At 57.8% G+C, this 25,688-nt stretch carries 21 protein-coding genes; 15 read left to right on the forward strand and 6 right to left on the reverse strand.

Annotation, left to right across the window (positions count from 1 at the left end; genetic code table 11):
- Positions 1-16: 16 nt before the first annotated feature.
- The 4 genes from M7Q83_RS00920 to M7Q83_RS00935 all read left to right on the forward strand — a co-directional run bounded on the left by M7Q83_RS00920 (position 17) and on the right by M7Q83_RS00935 (position 6,072).
- Positions 17-655 carry a ribonuclease HII gene (locus M7Q83_RS00920; protein WP_298334423.1) on the forward strand — a complete coding sequence of 213 codons (639 nt, stop codon included), beginning with the start codon at positions 17-19 and terminating at the stop codon, positions 653-655.
- Between the two features lie 60 nt (positions 656-715).
- Entirely contained in the window at positions 716-1,444 is a 729-nt protein-coding gene (locus tag M7Q83_RS00925) for a GntR family transcriptional regulator (RefSeq protein WP_298334425.1), read from the forward strand.
- Positions 1,445-1,539: 95 nt separating this feature from the next.
- Positions 1,540-2,448: a pirin family protein gene (locus M7Q83_RS00930; protein ID WP_366526349.1), complete on the forward strand. Its 909-nt coding sequence runs from the start codon at positions 1,540-1,542 to the stop codon at positions 2,446-2,448.
- A gap of 93 nt (positions 2,449-2,541) precedes the next feature.
- Positions 2,542-6,072 (forward strand): ABC transporter ATP-binding protein, encoded by a 3,531-nt coding sequence (locus M7Q83_RS00935; RefSeq protein WP_298334429.1) that lies wholly within the window; start codon positions 2,542-2,544, stop codon positions 6,070-6,072.
- A gap of 11 nt (positions 6,073-6,083) precedes the next feature.
- On the opposite strand, the gene M7Q83_RS00940 is transcribed toward M7Q83_RS00935, so the two are convergent.
- The 3 genes from M7Q83_RS00940 to M7Q83_RS00950 are packed head-to-tail and all read right to left on the reverse strand — an operon-like array spanning position 6,084 to position 9,446.
- A complete protein-coding gene (locus M7Q83_RS00940; protein WP_298334431.1) occupies positions 6,084-6,935 on the reverse strand; it encodes a transglutaminase family protein in 852 nt (283 codons plus the stop codon).
- A complete protein-coding gene (locus M7Q83_RS00945; protein WP_298334433.1) occupies positions 6,932-7,888 on the reverse strand; it encodes an alpha-E domain-containing protein in 957 nt (318 codons plus the stop codon). Before M7Q83_RS00945 ends, M7Q83_RS00940 begins: the two co-directional genes overlap by 4 nt.
- A gap of 1 nt (position 7,889) precedes the next feature.
- A complete protein-coding gene (locus M7Q83_RS00950; protein WP_298334435.1) occupies positions 7,890-9,446 on the reverse strand; it encodes a circularly permuted type 2 ATP-grasp protein in 1,557 nt (518 codons plus the stop codon).
- Between the two features lie 105 nt (positions 9,447-9,551).
- Between M7Q83_RS00950 and M7Q83_RS00955 the strand changes: the two genes are divergently transcribed.
- The 8 genes from M7Q83_RS00955 (at position 9,552) to M7Q83_RS00990 (ending at position 19,687) form a co-directional block, all read left to right on the forward strand.
- Positions 9,552-10,175, forward strand: a complete 624-nt coding sequence (locus tag M7Q83_RS00955; protein WP_298334437.1) for a hypothetical protein — start codon at positions 9,552-9,554, stop codon at positions 10,173-10,175.
- Entirely contained in the window at positions 10,172-11,689 is a 1,518-nt protein-coding gene (locus M7Q83_RS00960) for a hypothetical protein (RefSeq protein ID WP_298334438.1), read from the forward strand. Before M7Q83_RS00955 ends, M7Q83_RS00960 begins: the two co-directional genes overlap by 4 nt.
- 54 nt (positions 11,690-11,743) lie before the next feature.
- A complete protein-coding gene (locus M7Q83_RS00965; RefSeq protein ID WP_298334441.1) occupies positions 11,744-14,914 on the forward strand; it encodes an error-prone DNA polymerase in 3,171 nt (1,056 codons plus the stop codon).
- A 97-nt stretch (positions 14,915-15,011) separates the two neighbouring features.
- Positions 15,012-16,190 (forward strand): ABC transporter substrate-binding protein, encoded by a 1,179-nt coding sequence (locus M7Q83_RS00970; RefSeq protein ID WP_298334443.1) that lies wholly within the window; start codon positions 15,012-15,014, stop codon positions 16,188-16,190.
- Between the two features lie 76 nt (positions 16,191-16,266).
- A complete protein-coding gene (locus M7Q83_RS00975) occupies positions 16,267-17,565 on the forward strand; it encodes an acyl-CoA dehydrogenase family protein (protein ID WP_298334445.1) in 1,299 nt (432 codons plus the stop codon).
- A gap of 87 nt (positions 17,566-17,652) precedes the next feature.
- Complete coding sequence (locus M7Q83_RS00980) at positions 17,653-18,501, forward strand: PIG-L family deacetylase (protein ID WP_298334447.1); 849 nt, start codon at positions 17,653-17,655, stop codon at positions 18,499-18,501.
- A gap of 1 nt (position 18,502) precedes the next feature.
- Positions 18,503-18,904 (forward strand): SCP2 sterol-binding domain-containing protein, encoded by a 402-nt coding sequence (locus M7Q83_RS00985; protein WP_298334449.1) that lies wholly within the window; start codon positions 18,503-18,505, stop codon positions 18,902-18,904.
- On the forward strand, positions 18,905-19,687 hold the full coding sequence (locus tag M7Q83_RS00990) for an inositol monophosphatase family protein (protein ID WP_298334451.1): 783 nt from the start codon (positions 18,905-18,907) through the stop codon (positions 19,685-19,687). It abuts the gene before it with no gap.
- Between the two features lie 209 nt (positions 19,688-19,896).
- On the opposite strand, the gene M7Q83_RS00995 is transcribed toward M7Q83_RS00990, so the two are convergent.
- Together M7Q83_RS00995 and ftsH are read right to left on the reverse strand one after the other, a co-directional pair.
- Complete coding sequence (locus M7Q83_RS00995) at positions 19,897-20,727, reverse strand: ChbG/HpnK family deacetylase (RefSeq protein WP_298334453.1); 831 nt, start codon at positions 20,725-20,727, stop codon at positions 19,897-19,899.
- A gap of 14 nt (positions 20,728-20,741) precedes the next feature.
- Entirely contained in the window at positions 20,742-22,712 is a 1,971-nt protein-coding gene (gene ftsH, locus M7Q83_RS01000) for an ATP-dependent zinc metalloprotease FtsH (protein WP_298334454.1), read from the reverse strand.
- A gap of 147 nt (positions 22,713-22,859) precedes the next feature.
- Here ftsH and M7Q83_RS01005 point away from each other — a divergent pair, with 147 nt between their 5' ends.
- Entirely contained in the window at positions 22,860-23,597 is a 738-nt protein-coding gene (locus M7Q83_RS01005) for a type II CAAX endopeptidase family protein (RefSeq protein ID WP_298334455.1), read from the forward strand.
- Positions 23,598-23,643: 46 nt separating this feature from the next.
- On the opposite strand, the gene M7Q83_RS01010 is transcribed toward M7Q83_RS01005, so the two are convergent.
- Positions 23,644-24,342: a class I SAM-dependent methyltransferase gene (locus tag M7Q83_RS01010; protein WP_298334456.1), complete on the reverse strand. Its 699-nt coding sequence runs from the start codon at positions 24,340-24,342 to the stop codon at positions 23,644-23,646.
- A 24-nt stretch (positions 24,343-24,366) separates the two neighbouring features.
- On the opposite strand from M7Q83_RS01010, the gene M7Q83_RS01015 reads away from it, so the two are divergent.
- Together M7Q83_RS01015 and M7Q83_RS01020 are read left to right on the forward strand one after the other, a co-directional pair.
- Positions 24,367-24,849 (forward strand): hypothetical protein, encoded by a 483-nt coding sequence (locus M7Q83_RS01015; protein ID WP_298334457.1) that lies wholly within the window; start codon positions 24,367-24,369, stop codon positions 24,847-24,849.
- A 6-nt stretch (positions 24,850-24,855) separates the two neighbouring features.
- Complete coding sequence (locus M7Q83_RS01020; RefSeq protein ID WP_298334458.1) at positions 24,856-25,362, forward strand: MaoC family dehydratase; 507 nt, start codon at positions 24,856-24,858, stop codon at positions 25,360-25,362.
- Positions 25,363-25,688: the final 326 nt, after the last annotated feature.

Here is a 25,688-nt window from a genome sequence, read left to right on the forward strand (position 1 = left end):
GGCTAGCCTGTCCATGATGTCGGTGGGTATTGATGAGGTGGGACGGGGTGCCTGGGCTGGTCCACTGGCGGTCGGTGTCGCTTTGGGCGATGAGAGGATTGCAGGGCATATTCTTAGGCGCCGTCAAACGGATTCGTATTATGACTCGAAGGCACTCTCGCCACAGCGACGGCGCGCGTTGCATGAGCAGCTCCAAAGTGCAGGGCTAGCTTTTGGTGTTGGGTACGCGACGGCATTGGAGATCGATACCCTCGGGTTAACAGCGGCTCTTGTCGTGGCGGCTGAGCGAGGGTTGGTCGAGCTGGAGAGGAAGACGACGGCGACCATTGGCGACCACCGTTTGCTGCTCGATGGAAAACACAACTATCTTCAACGCTCCAACGTGCAGATGATCGTGGGTGGCGATCGTTTGCATCCACTGATCGGGGCGGCCTCGATTGCAGCCAAGTTGGCCCGTGATGCGGTGATGGCTAGCCTTGACCAGGAGTTGCCCTATTGGGATTTTCTCGCATCGAAGGGGTATGGCTCCAAACGGCACCGATTTGGTCTCCATTGGCAAGGACCTTCAGTTGAGCACCGCCGTTCGTTTCGGCCGGTGCAAGCGTTGAGTGCGCCCCTGCCCACTCGGTTTTTCTCCCCCCAAGAGGCAAAGTAGACTAAAGGATGTGAAAACTAGCAACACGGGAGCCCGGCGTGCCGATTGGGTGTGTGATTAGTGATCGAGTCACAGTCGCATGCAAACGCTGGTCTGCCGCTCTGGGCCCAGCTAGCTGAGGCGCTGCGCGAGGGGATCGAAGCTGGGCGATACTATCGCCATTTCCCCTCCGAACCTGAACTGGTGGAACGCTACAAGGTGTCACGGTCAACGGTGCGTGAAGCGATACGCTATCTGCGCTCCGAGGGGTACCTTGAATCGAGACAGGGTAAAGGCACTTTCGTGGTTGCGCGAGAGAGTTTTGAGTCACTCCACAATCACCGATTTTCCTTAGCTGGTAGGATCGCAGAGTCTGGACTTGAGGAGGTCGCAGAACTCCTCTGGAAGGGGCTGATCTCCGAACCAGCGCTGGCGCATCGACTCGGGCTGGAGTCTGAGGAGTTTTATTTGATCGAGCGATTGCGCGGATCCCAACATGAGCGCTTGGCCCTTGAGCGAGCCTACTTGCCACGAGCGAACGCCGATAGTTTCGAGGATGTTGACCTGACGCAGGTGGGGTCACTCTACGCCGTGCTGCAGTCAGGAACTGGTATCACGGTCACGGCTGGAGCTGACGAGGTTTCCGCTGCGATGCCCTCGGCGAACGAAGCTGAATTACTTGGCATTGCCGAGACAGAGCCGGTGTTGGTGGTCGAACGGACGGCCTACTCGCACCAGGAGCTGGTAGAGTTTCGACGAACGATCCTTGTCCCGGCCCGGGTACGCTTCCGCAGCGAGTGGGGGAGGTAGTGCCTACCACGAAAAGCGGGCGACTAGCATAATAGTTGCAACTGCAACGGAAGATGAGGTGTGCCGTGGTATCCAGCGGGCTCGAACAGGCGACCATCGTAACAACTACCGTAGGAGGGGGTGCTCGTGAGCGACTCCCGCGGAGGCTTATTAAGGCGCCAAGCGGTCTAGAGGGTGAGGGCTTTCCGGTGAAACGAGCCTTCGCTGGGGTGCCGATGTCAGAGCTTGATCCCTTTGTCCACATGGATGAGATGGGTGAGGTGGAGTATGGACCAGGCGAGCCAAAAGGCACGCCATGGCATCCCCACCGTGGGTTTGAGACGGTCACCTACCTGATGGAGGGTCAGTTCGTCCATCAGGACTCAATCGGGGGTGGTGGCAGCCTTGGTCAAGGTGATACGCAGTGGATGACGGCAGGTGCTGGCATTCTCCATATTGAGCGCCCCCCAGAGGAACTGGTAGTGCAAGGAGGCCTCTTTCACGGACTGCAACTGTGGGTCAATCTACCGTCTCGGCAGAAGTGGGTGGAGCCTCGCTATCAGGACATCGGACATCGGAAGGTGGCGGTGGGGACAAGTCCATACCGTGATGTTCGCCTGCGGGTGATCGCGGGTGGTCTCGGCCCTGATCTGCGTGGACCCGGTGTTGCCTATACCCCGATCAACATGGTGCATGCGACGCTGCATCCGGGTGCACGCCTTTCACTTGACTGGCCAGCTGCCTTCAATCTTCTTATCTACGTGATGGAGGGCGCCGTCCAGTTTGGATCGACGCGCGTGGCTGCACAGGCATCGCAGCTAGCAGTCTTTGGCGATGGTGACTTCTTCGAACTGGTCAACCCTGGTGTCGGTAAAGCGGAGGTGGTTCTCCTGGGTGGCCAGCCTATCGGCGAGCCGGTCGCTCACTATGGACCGTTTGTGATGAATACCCGTGCCGAGCTTGAACAGGCGATCGCCGACTTCCAGGCAGGGAGAATGGGTCAGGTCCCTGTCACGCATCTGTGATTCCTTGATAGGTTTGGCGTCGAACTAGGCTGGATGGAGCATAGCTGAGCGGACGATAATAGCAGAGGTGGTTGGAGATTGAAGAAAGGGTGGATGGCTCAACTCGTTGGAGTGGTGCTCACACAGCGGAAGGAGCTATTCATTGCTCTTGCCACTGCCATCCTCGGAACAGTAGCAACGCTGTTCGTGCCCATCTTTGAGGAGGCCTTTGTCGATTCGCTGCACGGCCATCACGAACAGGTTGGTTGGCTCGTGGGGCTTATCGTGCTGGCGGTGGCCGCCTTTGGTCTTGCCTTCCTGCGGCGTTTCTTTGGTGGACGTTTGGCCCTTGGTGTCCAACACTACCTGAGAACTCGGATCTTCAATCACCTACAGCGCATCGACTTCGCAGCTCACGATACGTTGCAGACCGGTCAGTTGGTCTCCGAGGCGAACGCTGACGTCTCCTTGATTCAAGGGTTACTTTCGTTTCTGCCGCGACTGTTTGGTAATGCGCTGCTCGCGCTGCTCTCCATCGTCGTGATGGCGGTGGTGTACTGGCCTCTTGCACTCTTGGTAGCGTTGTCCCTTGTGCTGATCGGAGCAGCCTCGATACGGTTGCGGAAGCAGATTTTTCCGGTGAGTCTGATCGCGCAGCAGGAGAAGGGGGCGGTCAACGAGGTTGTTGAGGAGACGGTACGAGGGATCGCCGTCGTCAAGGGATCTGCTCTCGAGGATGTGCTGCTGGATCGTCTTCATGCGAGGGCTCGACGCCTCTATCGGGCAAGAGTGGCTACGATCTGGCGTCAGGCAAAGCTGCAGGCTTTTCTCCAACTCGTCCCGTTACTCACTGAGGCGCTGGTGATCGGCATTGGGGGCTATGCGGCCATCAACGGTCATCTTTCGGTTGGCGCCTTTCTTCTTTTTACCACCTACATCGTTGAGTTGATTTTGCCAGTGCGTCAACTCTCGGTCTTGGTTGCCCTCTCCGAACAGGCGAGGGCTGGCGTGGAGCGCATTTTTGGACTGCTCGAGATCAACCCTGCAATCGTGCAGCCAGCGGATCCCTATATTCCCGTAGCAGTACAGGGCGCTATCGAGTTCAGCGATGTCCACTTCGCCTATAAGCCAGGGGTGTCGGTCCTCGATGGCTTGAACCTTAGCATCACACCCGGCGAAACCGTCGCTGTTGTCGGTTCATCTGGCTCTGGCAAGTCGTCGCTCGCCCTTCTCATTCCCCGTTTCTATGAGCCCCAGACGGGGGCGATCACTATCGATGGTGTGCCAGTAAATCAGTGGGATCTTGGATCCTTGCGCCAATCGATCGGCATCGTCTTCGAGGAGAGCTTTCTGTTCTCTGATACCGTGCGGGCCAACATCGCCCTTGGCCGATCAGATATCGGCGAGGATGAGTTGATGCGGGCAGCGCGGGCAGCGCGGGTCCATGAGTTTGTGATGGATCTTCCGCAAGGTTACGAGACCGTGGTTGGAGAGCGGGGGGTCCGTCTATCCGGTGGCCAACGACAACGCATTGCACTCGCTCGCGCTCTCCTTGGATCGCCACCCATACTCATCCTCGACGATGCGACCTCTTCGGTTGATCCGGCAACCGAGGCGGAAATTCTTGACGCGATTGGTTCAGCCGGCGCCGGGCGGACGATGATTCTTATCGCTCATCGGCGATCGACCTTACATCTGGCTGACCGTATCGTGCTGATGGATCACGGCCGTATCATCGCGATTGGCACCCACGAGGAACTGTTGGCAACGGAGCCAGCCTATGTCGAACTCATGAGCGGTGAGTCCGAGGCGCTCGTCGAGACCCCAAGGATGGCTCTTGTGGAGAGTGGCGCCGAACCCGTCGTCAAACAAGAGGTTCCGGTAGTGGTTCCACGGTTGATCGACCGTTGGGTTGATCTTGGTTGGGTTGATGAGCGCTTTCGATTTGGGAGTCTTTTTAAGCTCATCCGGGTTGGCGTGATCGTTGGTGCGATATTGGTCGCCCTTGATGCGCTGTTGAGCCTTGCCTCCCCACTTGTGCTGCGCTCGGGTATCGATGTCGGTGTGCTGCGTCACGCGCGGCCACTGGTCGTCGATGCGGCCCTTGCCCTCGGTATCATCTCCGTGGTCGATCTGATCGTTGTGATCCTCGAACAGGTGATTGCAGGACTTGCGGCAGAGAAGTTCTTGCTGCTGTTGCGCTCGCGGATCTTCCAAAAAATCCTTCGCCTCGACATGGACTACTATGAGTCAGAGATGTCGGGTCGTATTATGACCCGCATGATCAGCGATGTCGATGCCTTTTCAAATCTTGTTCAAAATGGCTTGATCACGGCGCTGGTCTCGGTGGTCTCCTTTGGTCTTGTGCTGGTGGTGGTGGTGATCATCGCGCCAAGCATCGCGCTCGTCTTGGTCGCTAGCCTGCCGCTGACCATCCTGGCGAGCATCATCTTCCAGCGGTACTCTAATCGTGCCTATACCACGGCACGAGAACGTATTGCGGCGGTCAACGCCAACTTCCAGGAACAGGTCTCTGGGGTGCGAGCTTCTCGGGCAAAAAATCGTGGCCGTGAAGCGATCAATCGCTTTGATTCTTTGAGTAGTGGATATCGCGATGCACGCATGGACGCGCAGAAGGCGATCTCCATCTACTTCCCATTTTTGTTGATGCTGGCAGACGTCACCACCGCGCTGACGCTGCTCTATGGTGGGAGTCAGGTGTTGAGCCATACGCTAGCGGTTGGGACGTTGTTGGCAGCCACGCTCTATGTCAATCAGTTTTTCTCTCCGATCCAACAACTTTCGCAGACCTTTGACCAGTTCCAGCAGGCCCGGGTGGCTGCCCGTCAAATTCGGCGTTTGATGGCGCGTGATATCTCCATCCATCCCATTGACCATCCCGTCCAACTCGATCAAATCCAGGGCGCAATCGCGTTCCGGGATGTCACCTTCCAGTATCCCCAAGCAGAGCACCCCTCTCTCGATGCAGTCTCCTTTGATGTCGCCCCAGGTGCGCGTGTTGCGTTCGTTGGCGAGACCGGGGCGGGGAAATCGACGATCGCCAAACTGTTGGTGCGATTCTACGATGCGACAGCAGGGCTGGTGATGGTCGACGGAGTCCCGTTGGTCGATCTCGATCTGCATCAGTACCGCCGCCAGGTCGCCTATCTCCCGCAGGAGCCCTTTCTTTTCACTGGCAGCATCTCCGAAAACGTCTCCTTTGTCCGTCCGGATGCCTCAGCTGCTGAAATCGAGCGCGCTTGTCGGATGGTTGGGTTGGGTGGCTTCCTTGATCGAAATGATGAGGGGATCAACTACGAGATCGGTGATCGGGGCGTGCGACTTTCAGCTGGACAAAAGCAGTCAGTCGTGTTGGCCCGGCTCATCATTCAGGACCCGCGGATCGTCATCCTCGACGAGGTCTCTTCCTCACTCGATCTCGTTGCAGAGGCACAGATGCAGACGGCACTCGATGAGGTCCTGGCTGGCCGGACGACTTTGGTGATTGCGCACCGACTCTCCACCTTGTTAAAGGCGGATCAGATCTACGTGCTGTCGAATGGCGCGATCACCGAACAGGGAACACATGCTGACCTCATTGGCCAGGGTGGCCACTACGCATCGCTCTGGGAACTCTCGGCCTAAGCGGCGGCGGATCAGGACTCTCTGATCACCCGCACATGGACCTCCATCGTCGAGGTGCCGCCACCACGGTAGATACCGATCAAGGGAGGGACGTCAGCGTAGTCACGACCACGACCGATCACGACGTACCTCTCGGGTTCGAAGACTTGATTCGTTGGATCGAGCGGCAGCCATGAACCGATCCATGCCTCAACCCATGCGTGGCTTTCAGCATCAATGACCTCGCCGATCGATTCCTCCTGGTCTGGATAGTAATAGCCAGAGACATAGCGAGCTGGTATGCCGAGACGTCTGAGAAAGGCGATACACAGGTGGGCGAAGTCCTGACAGACGCCTTTGCGTATCGACCAAGCCTCGCTTGCTGACGTGGAGACCGCGGTTGATCCAGCCTCGTAGGTGAGACGTTCGTGGACCAGGTCTGAGGCCCACTGCGCCGCCTCAGCTGGGTTCGGACGCTCAAGTAGGAGCTCGAGCGCGTTGACAACTTCATCGGAATCCTCGACCAGTGTCAGGGCAGTAGGATCCAGAAACTCGGCAAAGGTGTCATCGAAGACGGGGTCCCGATAGTGTTGCCAGGGTGGCGAAGGATCTCGTGGGAGCGTGGCTGTTCCCGTCTGTACGCGGGAACGAGCGATGATCGAGAGCTCTCGGTGGGGTTGATGGACCTCAAATACGTGTGCGAGCGTCCCCCAGTAGTCTTGATAACCCAGTACATGAGCCGACGGCGTCACGATCAGACTGCGTTCGAGAACGAACTGCGTCCGATCGGACTGGGGGAGCATTCTTGCTTCGTTCAGAGATCCATCTGATGCGAGAGAATAGCGATAGTGCGACGAGTGTTCGATGGAGAGAATCCAACTCATCGCCCACTCCGTGGCAGCGTGGTGGCTACTTCGCGTTGCCACGATTGTCCGCGGACGTCTCCGAAGTATTGCTGGGTGATGGCATCTGAGGCGAGAGAGCAGGCAAGGCTCAAGTCTTCAAGCAGTGTCTCGATTCGTGTGGTGAGGTCCTCCCTCGTCAAGAAGGATATCGTGGCTCTTGCCTGGCCGAGGATTCGTTGGGCTGGCGCGGGCGGAGCACTCCGATGGGTGTCGGGTGCGATGTGTTCCAAGCAGCGCTCGGCCGTCAGTAGGCCAAACTGGACGCTGCGCGGGAACAGGCGGTCGACGAGTAGAAATTCGAGCACATACTCAGGCTCTACTTGACCATGGTAGGTGCGAATATAGAACTCATACGCAGAACAGTACTTCAACGTCGTGACCCAATCTCGACTTTCTGGTGCGAAGACGAGGCGAAACTTGAGGAGTCGAAGCGTCATGTCGACACGCTCGATAAAGGTCCCAAGTTGGAGGAATTGCCAACCATCATCGCGTGGGAAGCTCTCGTTGAGGAGGCCGACGGTGATGGCAACCCGCTCATGGGCAAGGCGGACGTAGCGGAAAAATTCGGAGAGGGAAGTACTTCTGCGAGGCATTTTGACGAGGAGGCGATCAGCGATGTTGATGGCTTCGTAGACTTCGCTTGGTAACAGTTCCCTTAGCCCTCCAGCGTTTCTTCTGGCAGCAACAATTGAGGATGCGATCGAGTTTGGATGGTCGAGCGAGAAGCCCAGTGTGGCAAAGAGTGTCGCCGAGTCGGCTTCGTCGCCGTCAAACTTGTCAAAACCGAGGGTAGAGAGGAAGGAACTCTGTGGAGCTGTTGATCCAGACTCGAGCTCATGGTTGAGGTGTACCTCAAGGATGCGAGCGGTATCATCGGCGCGCTCCAAGTAACGACCTAGCCAGAACAGTGATGCTGCGATGCGGACCAACATCTCATTGCTCCTGTTGTTTCGTGCTTTGTAGCGGGTGATCTGGCTCAGGAACAGTCGCCTGATGGGCAAGATGTTCGCCAGCTGCGACGCCGTTGGTGGGATGGAGATCGACCTTGTCTGCGGTGGCATCGAGTACCCAGGTGTCCTTGGAACCGCCTCCCTGGGAGGAGTTGACGATCAGTGAGCCCTTCGGCAAGGCCACCCGTGTGAGCCCTCCAGGAAGCACCCAGATGCGATCCCCTTGGTTGATGACAAACGGACGTAGGTCGATATGTCGGGGTTCGATACCTTCAGGAACTCTGGTTGGACAGGTCGACAGCCGGACCACCTCTTGGGCAATCCAGCCACGAGGGTTCGCAAGTATCGCTGCTCTCGCCGCAATGAGCGTCGCCTCGTCGGCATCAGGTCCGATCACGATCCCGGCACCACCCGAGGCATCGACTGGCTTGAGCACGAGTTGGTCGAGCCTGTCGATGACCCATGAACGGACATCGGGGTCCTCAAGCCGATAGGTTGGAACGTTTGCGAGAATCGGCTCCTCACCAAGATAATAACGAATCATATCGGGAACATAGGTATAGGTGAGTTTGTCGTCGGCGACGCCATTGCCGATTGCATTCGCGACGGTGAGGTTACCCGCACGGATACAGGTGACGAGGCCAGGTACGCCAAGCAACGAGGAGGGCTCAAAGTAGAGCGGGTCGAGGTAATCGTCACTGATGCGTCGGTAGATGACATCGACTCGCTGGTCCCCCTCAGTGGTATGGAGATAACAGATACCGTCCCGACAGGCTAGATCGCCTCCTTCAACGAGATCCACACCCATCTGCCGAGCAAGAAAGGTGTGCTCGAAGTAGGCGGCGTTGTGGATGCCAGGTGTGAGGAGGACCACTTTTGGATCCGAAGTCGCGCTTTGAGGGGCCGCCGCCACGAGGGCGCGGAGGAGCTCTGTCGGGTAGTTTGCTACTGGTCGCACTCGGTTTCCACGAAAGAACTCTGGAAAGATGCGCGTCATACTCCGCCGATTTTCGAGTACGTAGGAGACTCCCGACGGGGTTCGCAGGTTGTCCTCAAGCACCATCAGTTTCCCATCATGGCCCCTCACAATGTCCATGCCCGAGATGTGGATGCGAACACCGTTGGCTGGTGCCAGTCCGTAGGCCTGTCGAATGAAGAGTGGGGAGGAGAGAACGAGCCGGTGAGGGATGATTCGATCTCGGAAGATCCGCTGTTGAGTGAAGACGTCGTCGAGGAAGGCCTCGAGTGCACGGACTCGTTGGATGACACCGCTCTCGAGATAGGCCCACTCCTGTGAGGAGATGATCCTCGGGATCGGGTCAAGCGGGAAGGGTGCCTCCAGTCCTGCGAAGGAGTAGGTGACACCACGGTCACGGAACGAGAGGTCTCGCTCTTGGCATCGCTGCTCGAACTCGGTCTCGCTGAGCTCCTGCAGTGCGCTGTAGAGCTCCATGCAACCTGGCCGTGGAAGTCCTGGCGCAGTGAGCACCTCGTCGAAGGTGTTCGAGATCACGTATGCGTCAAGGAGGGTATTCTCCATAGCGCAACCTTAGCAGATCTGGTTCGACGATTTTCCCAAGCAACATGTTGTTCATCGTTGTTATGAGAGTATGTGCGGTCGAACCTACGCCAGAAAAGCGAACAAATGTACTACTATGTCGCTATGGAGCTGTTGCCTACCTCATCGTTGCTTGACGCGACCTCGCATCAACCACCGACAACGTTACCGCTCAAGGCCGAGTACGCGGCGTTGCTTCCAAAGGGGGGATTGCTGGCAGGCGCCGTTACCAGCGTCCGTGGACCAGGGTCCTATACCGCCATGATTGAGATGCTCAGTGTCACCTCTCAAGCGGGTTGCAACATCGCCCTTGCTGGCCTCCACGATCTTGGTGTGGTGGCGCTAGCACGAGCCGGTTGGGATCTTTCTCGTGTCCTATTGGTCGATCATGAATCTGAGATGACCCAGGTCATTGCGCTGCTTGTTGCAGCCTTTGATGTGGTCGTGTTGGATGTGGCCGTCCTCGACCGTTCTTGGTACCGACTTGTCGCGCGGGCTAGGGAGCGCAGGAGCGCACTGGTAATGCTTGATCGTATGGTGACGATCGAGCATCACCAGCTCCGACGACCTCTGCCTGGAGTGACGCTCGTCGTCGAGGAACTCGGTTGGGGTGTCCCAACGCCGGAGTGCCCCTTGGGATCTCCAATCCTGCGTATGACAGCAGAAGAGCACGGGCTCACGCTCGGTAATGCAACAACGGTGGCGCAATGATGCTGACCACTCCTCGACGTATGGTTGCTCTCGATCTCACTGGGCTTTCGGCGCTGGCGCTCGATCTTGCAGTACGTGATTGCGCTGCAGTGGTGTACCGAGGTCAGATCGTGGAGGTAGCTGAGGCAGCCAAACACCATGGTGTTGTGGTCGGCATGCGTGCATCGGAGGCGATGGCACGCTGTCCCATGCTGGAGGTGCGAGAGCGCGATCAGTATCGAGAAGAGCAGTGGCTTGCACGATTGTTGCGGATGTTTGACTCGGTCTCTCCTCACTTTCGTCGCTACCGACATTCGTTGATAGCCCCATTGGGCTCGATGACTCGCTACTTTGGGTCCGAACCACAGGTATTTGCGGCTATCGAGTCGGTCATTGCATCGCTGACCCAGACCTACCCCCAGGTGCGTGCCACGCTTGGTGCGGCGGATTCTGCCTTTGCTGCATTGGTAGCAGCACGCATGGGGTGTCGAATACGTCCAGGGGAGTCGGTGTCGTTTGTGGGCGAGCGCAGAGTCACTGAACTCCTTCCAACGCCAGTGGCGGCGGTGTTGTGTGAGGTGGGGATGGAGCGAGTTGCTGATTTTCAACGACTCGATGGTGCTGTTGTGGCGGCACGTTTTGGCGGCACCGGACTGCACTGGCATCGTCTCTGTCGCCTTGAAGCCGATCTTGTTGTCGGGGATGATGATCCCTCCGAGATCGTGATGTGTGCCACGACTGTCTTCGATGGCGACACCATCGAACGGATCTCATTCCGCCTGATGCGACCACTCGATCGACTTGTTCACACCGCCGAACAGGGTGGACTGATACTTGTGAAGGCGAACATGGTCCTCGTTACGACGACGGGTGAGCTCACCAAAGTGGTGGAGGTGCTTGATGGAGCAAGTACTACGGAACTGATCGCTCGACTTCGATGGTTCGAGCAGGCGACGCGGTCGCGTCGTGATCGGTTGGTTGAGGTGCGTATCGAACCATTGGGGTGGTCCCCATTGCGTCGACGCCAGCTGACACTCGATCGTCAGGAGCTCAAGGAGTCGGCGATTCTTGCGACACTGACTCGATTGACGACACTCTATGGTGACGATAGTGTGCGCGTACCGGTGATACAGGGTGGTCGGTCCCTAGGCGAGCAGGGCGTTTGGGTCCCTTGGAGTGGGCGATGGCCATCTCCGATGCCCTCAGATGATACTGGGGCTCCGTGGCCAGGTCGTCTGCACGGTGCTGCCCCAAGCCTGGTCTATCAACACCCCCGTGAGATCGGTCTCTTTGATGTCGCTGGCGTTCCTGTGGGGGTGTACGGGGACGGAGTCATTCTTCCTCAACCCGCGGTGCTCGTTCTCGGCCGTGAGCAGCTCGTGATTTTGGCTTTTCATGGCCCTTGGGTCGTCGTTGAGCGCTGGTGGGAACACCGTCGCCGACGGTATGTGCGGCTGATGGTGATCACCCCCAAAGGGGTCAGTCTCGTGATTCGAGAGGCACAACGTTGGTGGCTCGAGGGGGAGTTTGCCTGACGCATGTCTCGCCACCGACAGCGACCGATCTGGCGCGTTCAAGATGTCGCTAGTGTGCGATCGGAGTATGCGGTACCCGACCCTTTGATATCGGGTTACGCAGAACTCCACGCGCATAGCTACTTTAGCTTCCTTGACGGTGTCGTCTCACCCGAGGATCTTGTCGCCGCGGCGAGCCATGCAGGTCTCGCTGGGATTGCACTGACCGACCACAATGGTCTCTATGGGATCCCTCGCTTTTTGGCGGCTGCTCACTCCGTTGGAATTCAACCGATTATCGGGGCTGAAGTAACCCTTGGTAAGGAAGAGACGCGCACCGGGACATTCGATCCGCCCGGAGAGCATCTCGTGATTCTTGCGGCCTCGATCGAGGGGTATCAAGCACTCTCTCGAACGATTGCTGAAGGACATCTTCGGGGGGGATCGAAGGGCGTCTTTTCGTTGTCCCTCGATCAGTTGGCCGCCAACCAACCACAGGATGGCTGGATTGTATTAACTGGATGTCGGAAAGGGCCCCTCTCGCGTGCGTTCATGGAGGAAGGTCCCAACGCGACTCGACGTCGATTGAGTGAATTGGAGGAGCGTTTCGGCCATGATGCGTTGGTGATTGAGATCCACGATCATGGTGATCCATTGGATGCGGTCCGAGCGGATTTCTTCGCTGCACTTGCGACCGAGCGGGCGTTACCGCTCGTCGGTACGCAAAATGTGCACGCTCTCGATGGCCATGGTCAGCGATTAGCGACGATTGCGGCTGCGATCAGGTCAAACTCTCGGCTTGCGCAACTCGACGGATACCTGCCGAGTGCGGGGGTGCCGCGACTGCGCACCCCCAAGGAGCAGCAACAGCATTTTGGACGTTATCCGGGTATCGTAGCCCAGACGTTGGAGGTGATGGAACGCTGTCGTTTCCCACTCCAGCTCATCGCTCCGGGTCTGCCTCGCTCGCTTGCCCCTGCGGGTGCGACGGATAGCTCCTGGCTTCGCAACCTCACTTTTGAGCGAGCGCCACAGCGCTATGGAGTTGCAGCTGCCGAACGGGTTCCAGGAGCCTATCGTCAGCTCGGCTACGAGCTTGATATCATCGAGTCATTGGGTTTTGCTGGCTACTTCCTTGTGGTGACCGATCTGGTCGATTTTTGCCGCAGAGAAGGGATCTACTGCCAGGGTCGGGGATCGGCAGCGAACTCCGCCGTCTGTTACGCCCTCGGGATTACCAACGCTGACCCGGTCGCCCTTGGTCTGCTCTTTGAACGTTTCCTCTCTCCTGAGCGTGACGGTCCTCCGGATATCGATATCGATATCGAGAGTGGGCGACGCGAGGAGGTGTTGCAGTATGTCTTTCGTCGCTATGGCAGGGAACACGCCGCTCAAGTCGCTAGCCTGATCACCTATCGGGCTCGTTCTGTGCTCCGAGATACCGCACGCGTCTACGGTGTGCCAACCACACAGATCGACCGATGGTCTCGCCAGATCGAACGGCGCGGTTCATTACGTGCTTCACTGGATGCGCGTGATCATCACGGACACCCACTGCTGGAAGTTCCTGCCGACATGGCTCAGATCGCACTCGGTCTCGAAGATGTCCCCCGACACCTTGGTCTTCATGTGGGGGGGATGGTGATCTGTGATCGACCGATCATTGAGGTTTGTCCAGTTGAGTGGGCGCGTAAGGCAGAACGAAGTGTGCTGCAATGGGACAAGGATGATTGCGCACAGATGGGACTCGTCAAGTTCGATCTCCTTGGCCTCGGGATGCTAGGCGCGATCCATGAGATGGTCGACCTGGTCAAGGAGGCCTGGGGCGTTACTGTCGACATTGCACTTTTGCCCCAAGAAGAGCAGGTCTACGAGATGTTACAGCACGCTGACTCGATCGGTCTTTTCCAGGTGGAGTCGCGGGCGCAGATGGCGACATTGCCACGGTTGAAACCGACCTGTTTTTATGACCTTGTCGTCGAGGTCGCACTCATTCGCCCGGGCCCAATCCAGGGAGGGTCGGTCCACCCCTACCTCCGACGCCGGAGCGGGGAGGAGGCGGTGACGTACTCGCATCCACTGCTCGAACGGTCGCTCGCCAAGACCCTCGGGGTGCCACTCTTTCAAGAACAACTCATGCAGATGGCGATGGATGTTGCTGGGTTCTCGCCAGCACAGGCTGACGAACTGCGACAGGCGATGAGTTCTCGACGATCAACGGAGCGCATGGAGCGACTCAAAAGGCGTCTTTTTGCCGGTATGGAGGCGAACGGGGTCGATGACCGTGCAAAGGAGGAGATCTACCAGAAGCTCTCTGCTTTTGCAAACTTTGGGTTCCCGGAGAGTCATGCTGCCTCCTTTGCCTACCTTGTCTATGTCAGTGCGTGGTTTAAACGCTATTACCCGGCAGCGTTTTATGCAGGTATCTTGCGTTCGCAGCCGATGGGGTTTTGGTCACCGCAGACCTTGCTGCGTGACGCCACTCGTCATGGGGTTGAGATTATGCCTCCTGATGTCAACCGTGGGTCAGCTATCACCACCTTGGAGGCGCATGATGGTGAGATCCGGCTTCGGGTGGGACTCAACACCATCCGTGGCATTGGAGACGAGAAAGCTCACGCCATCATCGGGGCCAGACCGTACGACGCTTGGCGAGCGCTTCTCGACCGTGTCGAACTCAACGAGTCGCAGATGATCAATCTCGCCAAAGCAGGGGCATTCGATAGCTTTGGTGAACATCGTCATGCGGTGATCTGGCAGAGTGGTGAGTTGGTGCGGGATCAAGGAGGGCTCTCGGGTATCGTGGCGATGGGTACACAACCTTCCTTCCCGCCCCTCAATGAGCAGGAGCGACAGCGCATGGAGTCTCGCGCTCTCGGATTTGTGACCGGTGGGCACCCACTGGAGTTGCTCCGCACCTCACTAGAAGGATCTGGCGTCGTGCGCTCCGATCGGCTAAGAGAGTTAGGCGATGGGGCCAAGGTAGTGGTGGCGGGCATCATTACCCATCGACAGCGTCCAGGTACGGCAAAGGGTGTGGTCTTCCTCAACCTTGAGGATGAGGCTGGGTTGGTGAATGTCCTCCTACGCCCTGGCGTTTGGGTTCGTTTTCGCGAAGCAGCCCTTTCATCTGCCGTGCTCGTGACAGGGAGGTTGCAGTGTAATGGGGAGGTGCGCTCGGTGATCGCATCCAAGGTGACACCGCTTGACAGTATCCCTGTATTTGGAGCGCGTAATTTTCAATAAGGGTAGCTCCGCGCTAGGGATAGTGACACAGATCACGACCACGACCTTAAGTGAGGTAGAACCAAAGGCGGATGAAGACGTGCTAGGGTAGTGGCCGATGCGATACCAGACGATCAGTATGTCATTAGTGGTCGCCTTGGGTGGTCTCGTGCTGGCGAGTTGTGGAAGTCGGACGACGAGCCTGACGACGCCGCTTGCCTCGGCCCCAGGGATTACCGCTTCGAGCGTGCTGTTTGCGAGCGAGGTCGACACCGATGGGGTTTCTCGTCAGTACGCCGCTGATGAGGTGGCTGGCATCCGTGCGGTCCTTCGACTATTTGACGAACACCACGGTATCTATGGTCGTCAGCTGAGCGTTGTTGTGAAAGATGACGCGGGACAGACCGCGATTGCGGCTGACGAGACACGGTATTTGAGCATGACGGTTGGTGCTTTTGCCCTGATAGGCGATAGCCCGTCCTCGGTGCTGAATCCTATCTCGGCCCAGGCCTCGAATTCGGGCATCCTTCAGCTCTATCCGATTGGACAGGCGACGGGGGCGAATACGGTCAATGCCGTTCCTCCGGTCACTACCTCAGCCTCCAATCTTGGGACGCTTCTGAACTATCTCGATTTAGCCAATGGCACCATCGCTGTCCTCTCACCAACTGGTATTCCAACGATCGCTCGTGATCTTGGCGTCAAGACGACACCGGAACAGCTCACGTATACCACCAGTGGACAACTGCAAGGGTTGACCCAGCTCACCACAACGGTCCCGGACCTCGTGTTGAGCTTCGCTCCAGCGTCGGTGACGATCAAACTGCTTGCAGAGCTCAGTAGCTTGAATGAGGCGCCGACGGTGATCGCCGTCGAGGACTCCACATCGCGTCAACGGTTGCATGCCGGAGCACCAACGTTTCATGGCGATCTCCTGCGCCTTGGAACTTGGGTGCCTCAAGAAGCCCTTGATCAGGCATGGAGTGGGTATCTGTCCAAGGTTGATCACCTCCTCGGTCCAAAAGTCCCCCTGAACTCTGCGACCCTTAACGGCATCTACAGCGCTACGATGTCGGTAGAACTCCTCCGTTCAGTGGGGCTCAATCCGAGTCGTCGCGCGATATTGACGAGCTTGGCTCAGCACCGCTTCAGTCCGGCCATACCAGCTTTGGGTCCGTGGAGTGCGACTTCGGGATTTCAAGGGGGTGTACTGACGGGGACCGCACACCCCGTATACGTTGATGGCACCCGAGTAACGCTGACGCCGCCCAGCCTGGCATCACCTCCGAGGGTCTAGGCCGGCGGTTTGCCTGACCCTTTGAGTCGCCTGGGTGGTGCTAGAGTCGGTGCATGCGCGAGAGAAGGAGGCGATGATGGCGTGGGACTTTGCTACTGACCCCGCATTTGCAGCGCAACTGGTATGGATCGAGGAGTTGGTCCGGGAGGAGATTTTTCCGCTTGAAACGCTCGATCTTGCTACTCCAGGGCTGAAGCAGATCATCAAGCCTTTGCAGGAGGAGGTGAAGGAGCGTGGACTTTTCGCTGCCCATCTGCCTCCAGGTCTTGGTGGTCAAGGTTTTGGTCAGGTCAAGCTAGGACTGATGAATGAGATTTTGGGGATGTCACCAATTGCCCCACTCGTCTTTGGCAACAACGCTCCCGACTCGGGAAATGCTGAACTTCTTGCTCTTGGTATCGAGGCAAATGGTGCCGAGTTCCAGCGCGAACGCTATCTTGAACCCCTGTTACGCGGTGAACTCGCGAGCGGGTTTTCGATGACTGAGCCCGATGCAGGTGCTGATCCGACGCGCATTAGCGCGACGGCGTTAAGGGATGGTGATGAGTGGGTCATCAACGGGCATAAATGGTACACCACCAATGGATCGGTGGCAGATTTTCTCATTGTGATGGTCCGGACGATTCCTGATGTGCCTGCTCGCCAGGGTATGTCGATGCTACTTGTCCCGAAGGGGACGCCTGGGGTGCGTGTGGTGCGAGATATCCCCACCATGGAAGACCCTGTCGTACGCCCAGGCTCTTACGGCAATCACGCGGAGATCATCTACGAGGATGTTCGCGTACCCCTTGATCATCTCATTGGACATGAAGGGATGGGATTTTCCCTCGCTCAGAGTCGGCTCGGTCCTGGTCGGATCCACCACTGCATGCGATGGCTTGGGCAGTCACGCCGGGCCTTTGCGATGATGTGTGAGCGAGCTGTCTCCAGGGAGGTTTTTGGCGAGCCACTCGCTGCCAAGCAGACGGTGCAAAACTGGATCGCCGATTCAGCTGCTGAGATGTCGGCTGCTCGTTTAATGACCCTGCAGGCGGCGTGGTTGATCGACCTGAAGGGACAGAAGGCAGCTCGCAAGGAGATCTCGATGATCAAGTACTTTGGGGCCCAGGTGCTCTACAACGTGATCGATCGGGCGATCCAAGTCCACGGTGGTCTCGGGTTCTCCTCCGACCTTCCGCTGGAACAGATGTACCGTGCTGCACGGGCAGCCCGCATCTATGATGGTCCCGATGAGGTGCACCGCATGACGGTTGCTCGCCAGATACTGCGTGATTACGAGCCTGTCGAAGAACCCACTGAACTCATCGCCACCCGGCGAGTGGCAGCCAAGGAGCACTTTGCGGCGCAGCTTGAGCTGTTAAGCATCGACCGTTGAGCGAGTAGGGCGAACGCATCGGTCCTGTAGCTTGCCTTTGGCAGTTAGCCTATTGAGAGCACAACATGTGAGATCGATGGAGGAGATGTGTCGAGAGACCCGCGGACGATTGTGAGCGTTCATGCCCACCCCGATGATGAAGCATCCAAGGGTGCTGCTACGATCGCGAAGTACGCCCAGCTGGGTGTTCGTGCGGTGCTGGTCACCGCCACGGGCGGCGAGGAGGGCGAGTACCTGAATCCAGCCTTCAAGGAGCGGGACCCAGGCGAGTTGCCGGAGCTGAGGATGAAGGAGCTGGCACGTTCTGCTGAGATCATCGGCTATGAGCAGGTCGAGCTGCTTGGTTTTCGTGACTCAGGCATGCCTGGCAGTGAGGCTAATGGCCATGTGAACTGCTTTGGCGCGGTCTCGCTGGAGACGGCGGTGCGACCTCTAGTCGCAGTCCTCCGACGAGAGCGGCCTCAGGTGATGATCAGTTATGGAGAACGACAGGATGGGTATCCGCATCCCGATCACCTGCGTGTCTACGAGGTAGCAAAGGTCGCCCGCGATTGGGCGGGTGATCCAGACTTCGCCCCTGAACTTGGCCCGGCACACCGGGTCGCAAAGTGGTATTGGTCACTTTGGGTGCGTGCTCGTTTCGAGGCGCTAGGCAAGGCTATCGCTGCGAAGGGGATCGAGCTTCCTTTCCGTATGGGAGAACGTGCGGGTGATGATGATCTCGTCACCACTCGTATCGACGTACGGGAGACCATTGGGGTGGGTCCTCGGGCCTTGCTGGCCCACGAGACCCAGGTGGATCCGAATTCGCCATTCTGGTTTGCGCTCTCCCCTGAGGAACTCGCTGAGGTCTATCCCTACGAGGAGTATCACCTTGTCGGCGCGCCCGAAGGCTATATCGAGCATGACCTCTTCGCTGGATTAGAGGGGGACTGAGATGGCTGCATGGCTCTCAGAGGGATGGATTGCGGATACTCTCGAGCTCGGTGCGGTGATGCCGTATCAGGCGGGGGTATCGGCGACGCTTCAGTACTTTCTGACCGATACCCACGGCACCGAGTACGCCTACTACTGGACGATTCGAGATGGTCAACTTGCCGCTGCTGGACTCGGTGAACACGGGGCTCCTGATGTCGAACTCTCCGTCGCACTCGATGATGCGCGTAGCATGCAGACGGGTTTGACAGATGCAACGAGCGCATTTATGGAGGGCAAGTTACGAGTTGACGGTGATCTCGATCTGCTGATGACATTACTCCCGATCACCGGTTCGAAGGAGTATCAGGAACTCGAGCGCGAGCTTGCTCGCCGTACAGATTTCGACCGCCTGGGATCCTAGTTGCTCGATCCTCGACTGGTTCTTGCACTCGTCGATGCGACGATTGAAGCGACCAACGGGATCGACTCGTCACCGTGGGAAAAATCCCCTGGCGAGTGGGTGACTGAGCGGGATGTTGCGATCGAGTCCATGATGAAGATGCGGCTTGCGCCTCTCATCCCTGGGAGTCGAGTCCTTGGGGAGGAGTGGGCAGCGCACGATGGGGAGTGGCCCAGCTGGATCGGTTGTGGGCCGGTATGGGTGATCGACCCAATCGATGGTACCGCGAACTATGTGGCTGGTGTTGGACCAGTCGCTACCATGGTAGGGCTTGTACTGGATGGGTCACCATGCCTGAGCTGCATTCGGCTGCATAATGGCCCGGCGCTTATCGCTGATTCGTCGAGGGTGATGGTTATCGACCAACCGATTCAGTCCACAGAGCGACGAGCACGAAGTCGGGGAATGGTCTCCTCGCGATTCCTACCCAGAACTGTTGCCGAACAGTTTCTGGGTGTGCTGAGTGACGACTTTGATATCGTCGAGGGTTCTGGTTGCGCAGGGAGCGACTATCTCGAGCTGGTGAGCGGTACCTTTGACTTTCTCATCTACGAACGGGTTCTACCTTGGGATCACGTCCCAGGAGCTCATGCCGCGACCGTCTGGGGCGCTTCGGCACGCATGGGGGACGGCTGCCTGTATCAGGCGCAACCGGAAGGGGCTGGCCTGGTCGTTAGTCGGGAAGAGGTCCTTACTCAGCACTTGTTAGGACTTCGGCGATCAGCACTCCGGGCGGAGTCATAAGGTCAAGGTTGCCTGAGTCGCAATGTCGTCGATGAGCTGCGAGGGCGTCGGTATCGTCATCGATGGAGTACTGTGACGGTGCCGACCCAGTGACGGCGGTCGGTCACCTTGACCCGATTGGGTTGTTGGTGTGTCGAACGCAACTAGTGGAGGTTTGTGTTCCAGGGTCGGATTGTGATGCGAACTCCCACCCCTGTCGTCAGGCTGGCTCAGGTGGTGTGGTGTAGATCTGGGTGTCGATGCGGTTCTGTCTCGCGATACCCGTCTTGGGTGATAGCGAACTTGGCGAGGAGTCGGGTGAGCCTGGTGGTCGCTTGCGGTAGCTCTTCTGCGTCAATAAGAAGGGTCGTCCTCGTCCCGTAGGTTTGGAGCTCAGGGGTATCCGCACCAAAGGTCACCGATACTTCCGTGACGCCTGCGGTCTGGGCGCCAAGTTCATCCTCCAAGAAGTTCAGAAGTCGTGCGATCGAGGTGATCTCGTCTCGGGGGATCACCAGGATCTTGTCGATGGTCCTAATCCCGCGCTGACGAGCCAATGTATAGGCATCGTAGCCGAGATGATTTTCGTCGCTCATCGAGGTCAGACGAAGGGGAATGCAGAACTCTTCAGCCAGACCGAAGAGGACATCAGCAAGATCGGCTCTGGGCCAGATGGAGTCCTCAAGGACCGCCAGGTGCGAGACGCTGATGCCCCAGAGAATCGCGCGCTCAAGTTGGGCGCGCAGCTCATGGTAAACCTCTACTGCGTCGGCATGTTCAAGCAGGTCTTCGACGGTCGTAGGGAACGTTCCATCGCCTCCCATCAGTGTTGGTGCATAGGTGAGCGGACGATAGCCAAGGATTGGGTGAGGCGATGTGAGCACGAGCTCTACGCCAAGATCCTCGCCTCGGTAACGCTTGACCACTTCGCGAGCCCAAGCGCCGACGACGTTGAGCCGTCCGCTGGTAGCAAAACCACTCTTCATTGCGAGGAACCCGGCTGAGGTCGTCGCTTCAGTCACGCCGAGACTATCGGCAACGAGAATGAGTTGTTTGGCCACCTAGGGGCTCTCCTTTAGTCGTTGGGAGTGGCGGTGGAGTGGTTAGTGTTTTCAGCGATTGCAAGTCCAGCCGTTGGGCGAAAGTCCTCAAGTTTGGCGATCGAGGCGTTCTTTTTGCCCTCAGGGTGCACAGGCTTGCCAAAGGCTTTATCAACCAATTCAGCGACATCGGCACCGGAGATCGTTTCGCGTTCAAGGAGTGCATTTGCGACGTTGACGAGGCCCGGGAGATGGGTCTTGAGTATCTTCGAAGCTCGCTCCTCTTGCTCGCGGAGGATGCGCTCCACCTCCTCATCCACCAGCCTGGCGGTTCTATCGGAGTAGTCCGATGAGTGCAGCAGGTCTTCACCTAGGAAGACGACGTTTTGCGAGCCCCAAGCCATCGGGCCGATCCGTTCGCTCATGCCCCATTCGCGCACCATCCTTCGTGCGAGCTCGGTATTTCCTTGAAGATCGTTGCTCGCACCCGTGGAGAGGTCCCCATACACCAGGAGTTCTGCAACACGTCCACCCATACGAACAACCAGCGAGTCCTCAATGTACTCTTTCGGGTACAGATGGCGCTCCTCAAGCGGTAGCTGTTGAGTTACACCCAGTGCCATGCCGGTTGGTAGGATCGTCACTTTGTGTACAGGATCCGAGTACTGGAGTACGTAGGCGAGCACGGCATGTCCACCTTCGTGAAAGGCGACACGCTCTTTCTCTTCGTCTGAGAGGATGGTCGACTCTCGACGCTGTCCCATGAGGACGCGATCACGAGAATACTCGAAGTCTTCCATGTCGATTTCGGAAGAACTGCGACGGACCGCACTCAATGCCGCCTCATTGACGAGATTGGCAAGATCAGCACCGCTCATGCCTGGCGTGCCGCGCGCGACGACGGTCAGGTCGACATCGTCGGCGAGCTTTTTGGATCGGGTATGTACCTCAAGAATTGCTGTCCGCTCGTCGAGGTCGGGGAGTGGTACCACTACCTGCCGGTCGAAACGACCAGGGCGCAAAAGTGCAGGATCAAGAATATCAGGACGGTTGGTTGCCGCCATCACGACGATCCCCTCCGCTGGGTCGAAGCCGTCCATCTCGGAGAGCATCTGGTTCAAGGTCTGCTCACGCTCGTCGTGCCCTCCTCCGAGGCCGGTACCGCGCTTACGACCGATGGAGTCAATCTCATCGATGAAGATAATAGAGGGCGCTTGCTTGCGGGCGGTTTGGAAGAGGTCGCGAACGCGGCTAGCCCCGACACCGACGAACATCTCCATAAAATCTGAGCCACTGACGGACATAAACGGCACACCAGCCTCACCGGCCACGGCCCTTGCGAGCAGTGTCTTGCCGGTGCCAGGAGGCCCAACGAGAAGGATGCCCTTGGGGATACGTGCGCCGAGGTTGGTGAAACGGGTGGGGTCGCTGAGAAACTCGACGATCTCCTTCACCTCTCCCTTCACTCCTTGATAGCCAGCGATGTCATCAAAGGTCGTGCGCGGGCGTTCAGGAGAGTAGACGCGCGCCTTTGACCGTCCAATCGACATAATCCCCGACATCGAACCCTGGGTCCGGCGGCTGATGAATATCCACACGAGGGCGAAGCCGCCGATCAGAATCGCATACTCAATGATGGTGCCAAGAATGCTGGGAGTTGTTGTCTGGAAGTTGTAGCTGACGCCAGCCTTCTTCAGCGCCGTGATCTCGCTCTGGAAGGCGGGGAGTGGCCCATAGAGGCTGTAACTCTTGCCGTTTGTCAAGGTACCCGTAATTTGCCCAGACGAGTTGTCAATCAGGGCAGTTTTGATGTGATGGGAACTCACATTCGAGAGAAACTGACTGTAGGTCAGTGTCTTGGCGGTCGGTCCATGATTGAAGAGAGACACGAGAAGAACGACGACCACGAGCCCGATCAGGAGCCCAAAGGTTATTCGCGCACGGCGATCGTTGCCTTGTTGTTGACCGCTGTTACCGGGTCGCATATTTTGAGGAGTGCGGCTCATTGCTACTATGCTAGGCGGTTTGGCACCAATTGAGAAACCTAGTGCGCCAAGTCTCGTAGTGCATATCGGTGGCTGTTCCTCAGGTTGAGATGCCCGAGCGTTGATGGCGCGGCAACTTCGGTGGAATGCGTGAGGAAGGAGCGATGCGTGGAGGTGACAAAGGGCCGACCGGCTCCACTCTGGTTTCCTCCGGTCGTCCTCGGCTTGGCGTTGGTGTCGAGCACGATTTTTCTCTCTGTCGGGATCTCGGTCTCCCACTTCTCAGGGCCGGCAACCCTCTCTCGCCTAACCCCATTCTTGTTGCTTATGGACGAAATTGGGTTGTGGGTCTTCTTTGTGGGTGGCGCAGCTTTTGCCGCGCATACCTACTGGCGTGAACCCTTCTTCGCGTTGATTGGATGGCACCTTCGACCACTCGTTGACGTGCCAGTAGGGATAGTCGCCGGTGTCGTCTCCCAGTTGGTGATTGTCCCCCTGCTGTACCTCCCTTTCGAGGCGATCAATCCCTCACTCTCACGGTCCCTATCGAAACCTGCACAGTCCATCGTTGGTATTGGTCATGGCGAGGGGCTCATCGTGATCGCCTTTGTTTTGGTGATCGGGGCACCCGTGTGTGAGGAGATTTTCTTTCGTGGACTCACTTTGGCGGTGCTCCGTGACCGGTTGGGGCGATTTGGACCAGTGCTTCGGGCGACATTGGCGATCCTTGGTAGCGCCTTGCTCTTTGCCCTCGCACACTTCGAACCGTTGCAGTTCGCTGGCCTCTTTGCCGTCGGTTGTGTGTTCGGGGGCCTTATGTGGCGGACGAAGCGACTCGGCACGTCGATCATCGCTCATGCAACCTTCAACCTGGTGGCATTGCTTGCGCTCGTGCACGTACACTGATGCGTATAAGAGCGAGTGCCGATGCGATGCATCAGGTTAATTATCGTTATTGAAGCTGGCCACACGCCAACACGAGCGTGGGAAGCGAGACAAACGAAGCTGGGTCTGGGTCAACGCCGGTCATGGCTGCGAGATAGCGTCCCGCCAGCGACCCACCCAAACCCACTGGGGTAAAAGCGGCGATGCTGGGCTCGCTGACACCCACCGCCGCGAGCAGTTCGCACAGGCGCAGGCCGATGTCTGGGTTCGCAATCTCGTCGGTCCCAACGCTGAGCGGGTGACCCTCGACTCTTCCGGTTGACGTAATTGGCTCCATCAAGACGAGGTGGCCACTTGGTCGCACCCACTGTCGCATCCGCTCTACGGCTGCGAGAGGTGTTGCGAGGTTGAGGAGTAGGAAGCGGCAAAAGAGCACATCAACTTCGGTCGGTAACGTGAGCTCGTTCACCTCCTGGACGAGAGTCGTGATGGTGCAGTGTGCTCTCGTGTGTTCGCCAAACGGTGGGTCGAAAACGGTTGGATCGTGGTCAATGGCGTAGAGGGTGGTGTCGTAGGGGAGCACTTGGGCAACGTCGAAGGTGACACCCGCGTCACCGCATCCCACATCAGCGACCAGGTGTGGGTTCAAGCTCACGAGGAGATCGAGCAGATAATCGGTGGCTTGCGAATAAGGGTCACCGATGTCATCGTCGGTATTTGTCTGTCCACAATTGGATTTTGTCGGTATAAGGTGGCGATCTCCCACATTTCTACGCTAGCGTTATGGGTCGTGAATGCAACGTTAATACTCTGCGATTCTGCGCAGGTCAGTGAAGGTAAGCTCTTTCTCCTTGGCGGTGGGTGGTCGGTGACCGGCCCAGGTATGTCGCCGATGGCGATTGCAATGAAGGTCGATGTTGGGTGGAGCGAGGCTCCTGAGGCACATCACTGGGAGTTGTTTCTACAGGATAATGATGGCGGTGCCATCACGGTGGAGACGCCGGAGGGTCCACAACCGGTCGAAGTGCGTGGTGATTTTCAAATCGGCACACCGCAAGGGGTACCTCTTGGCAGCGATATACCGGTGAATCTTGCGATTAACCTCGGTCCACTCCCGCTACCACCAGGGGGTCGCTATCGCTGGATACTCACCATCGATGGTGAGTCTCAACCGGACTGGAATGCAACCTTCTCCACAATGGCGCTTCCGCAGGGCGACGTCGCTGAAGGCGGGGAACCAAGCGAGGCCCCGCGTCCAATCTCAGAGGACTAACCCTCCATGGGCGTGAGTGACCGACCCTTTGGTCGAGCGTTCGAAGATTTCGTCGTCGGTGATGTCTATCGTCATTGGCCTGGCAAGACCATCACCGAGGCGGACGACCACCTCTTTTGTATGATCACCATGAATCATCATCCCTTGCACACGGATGCGTACTTCGCTGAGCACTCGACGGTGCACCAGCGGAATGTTGTAGTTGGCAACCTTGTCTACTCGATCGTCTTGGGAATGAGCGTTCCGGATATCTCCGGTTCTGCCATCGCGAATCTCGAAGTCGAGTCGCTCATCCATCGTAAGCCCACCTTCCACGGCGATACCATCTATGCGGAGTCGCGGGTACTCGCGGCCGAACCCTCAAAATCGAAGCCTGACCGCGGTATCGTGACGGTCGAGACCTTTGGTTATAATCAGGATGGCGACGAGGTGGTGTACTTCCGTCGCAAGGTTATGGTTTGGCGCAAAGATTCGGTGCCGACGAGAAAATTCCCCTACGCTGAACCTCGCTGACGCGTTCACCATCTCATCGGACAGGTTTGACTAGCCTGCCTCGCCTGAGGCATCGTTCATGCTGCGGTTTGGCGATATTCCATTATTTTCTCAAGGTCTGAGGGCGCAAGACGATGTTGTTCTGAGAGGAGATGAGCCGCTGACCTAGACCTCCCCCTCTCTGTCATGTGGCCTCTCCTCTCTCACAATGCACCGACATTGACGAACGTGATCGTGGCCGGCAATCGCAGGTTTGTTACACTCGGATAACGGCTGGAGTGAAGGACGGCTGTTGGCAGGTGCCCCGCAGTTGGACTGATGCTGGTGAAGCGTGTCTGCTCATTTAG

This window comes from Ferrimicrobium sp. (assembly GCF_027364955.1).
Lineage (GTDB): Bacteria > Actinomycetota > Acidimicrobiia > Acidimicrobiales > Acidimicrobiaceae > Ferrimicrobium.

Coding starts and splice junctions, on each gene's coding strand:
- M7Q83_RS00920 (WP_298334423.1), top strand. CDS start 17: ATGTCGGTGGGTATTGATGAGGTGGGACGGGGTGCCTGGGCTGGTCCA.
- M7Q83_RS00935 (WP_298334429.1), top strand. CDS start 2,542: ATGGCTCAACTCGTTGGAGTGGTGCTCACACAGCGGAAGGAGCTATTC.
- M7Q83_RS00940 (WP_298334431.1), bottom strand. CDS start 6,935: ATGAGTTGGATTCTCTCCATCGAACACTCGTCGCACTATCGCTATTCT.
- M7Q83_RS00945 (WP_298334433.1), bottom strand. CDS start 7,888: ATGTTGGTCCGCATCGCAGCATCACTGTTCTGGCTAGGTCGTTACTTG.
- M7Q83_RS00950 (WP_298334435.1), bottom strand. CDS start 9,446: ATGGAGAATACCCTCCTTGACGCATACGTGATCTCGAACACCTTCGAC.
- M7Q83_RS00955 (WP_298334437.1), top strand. CDS start 9,552: ATGTACTACTATGTCGCTATGGAGCTGTTGCCTACCTCATCGTTGCTT.
- M7Q83_RS00960 (WP_298334438.1), top strand. CDS start 10,172: ATGATGCTGACCACTCCTCGACGTATGGTTGCTCTCGATCTCACTGGG.
- M7Q83_RS00970 (WP_298334443.1), top strand. CDS start 15,012: ATGCGATACCAGACGATCAGTATGTCATTAGTGGTCGCCTTGGGTGGT.
- M7Q83_RS00975 (WP_298334445.1), top strand. CDS start 16,267: ATGGCGTGGGACTTTGCTACTGACCCCGCATTTGCAGCGCAACTGGTA.
- M7Q83_RS00985 (WP_298334449.1), top strand. CDS start 18,503: ATGGCTGCATGGCTCTCAGAGGGATGGATTGCGGATACTCTCGAGCTC.
- ftsH (WP_298334454.1), bottom strand. CDS start 22,712: ATGAGCCGCACTCCTCAAAATATGCGACCCGGTAACAGCGGTCAACAA.
- M7Q83_RS01020 (WP_298334458.1), top strand. CDS start 24,856: ATGGGCGTGAGTGACCGACCCTTTGGTCGAGCGTTCGAAGATTTCGTC.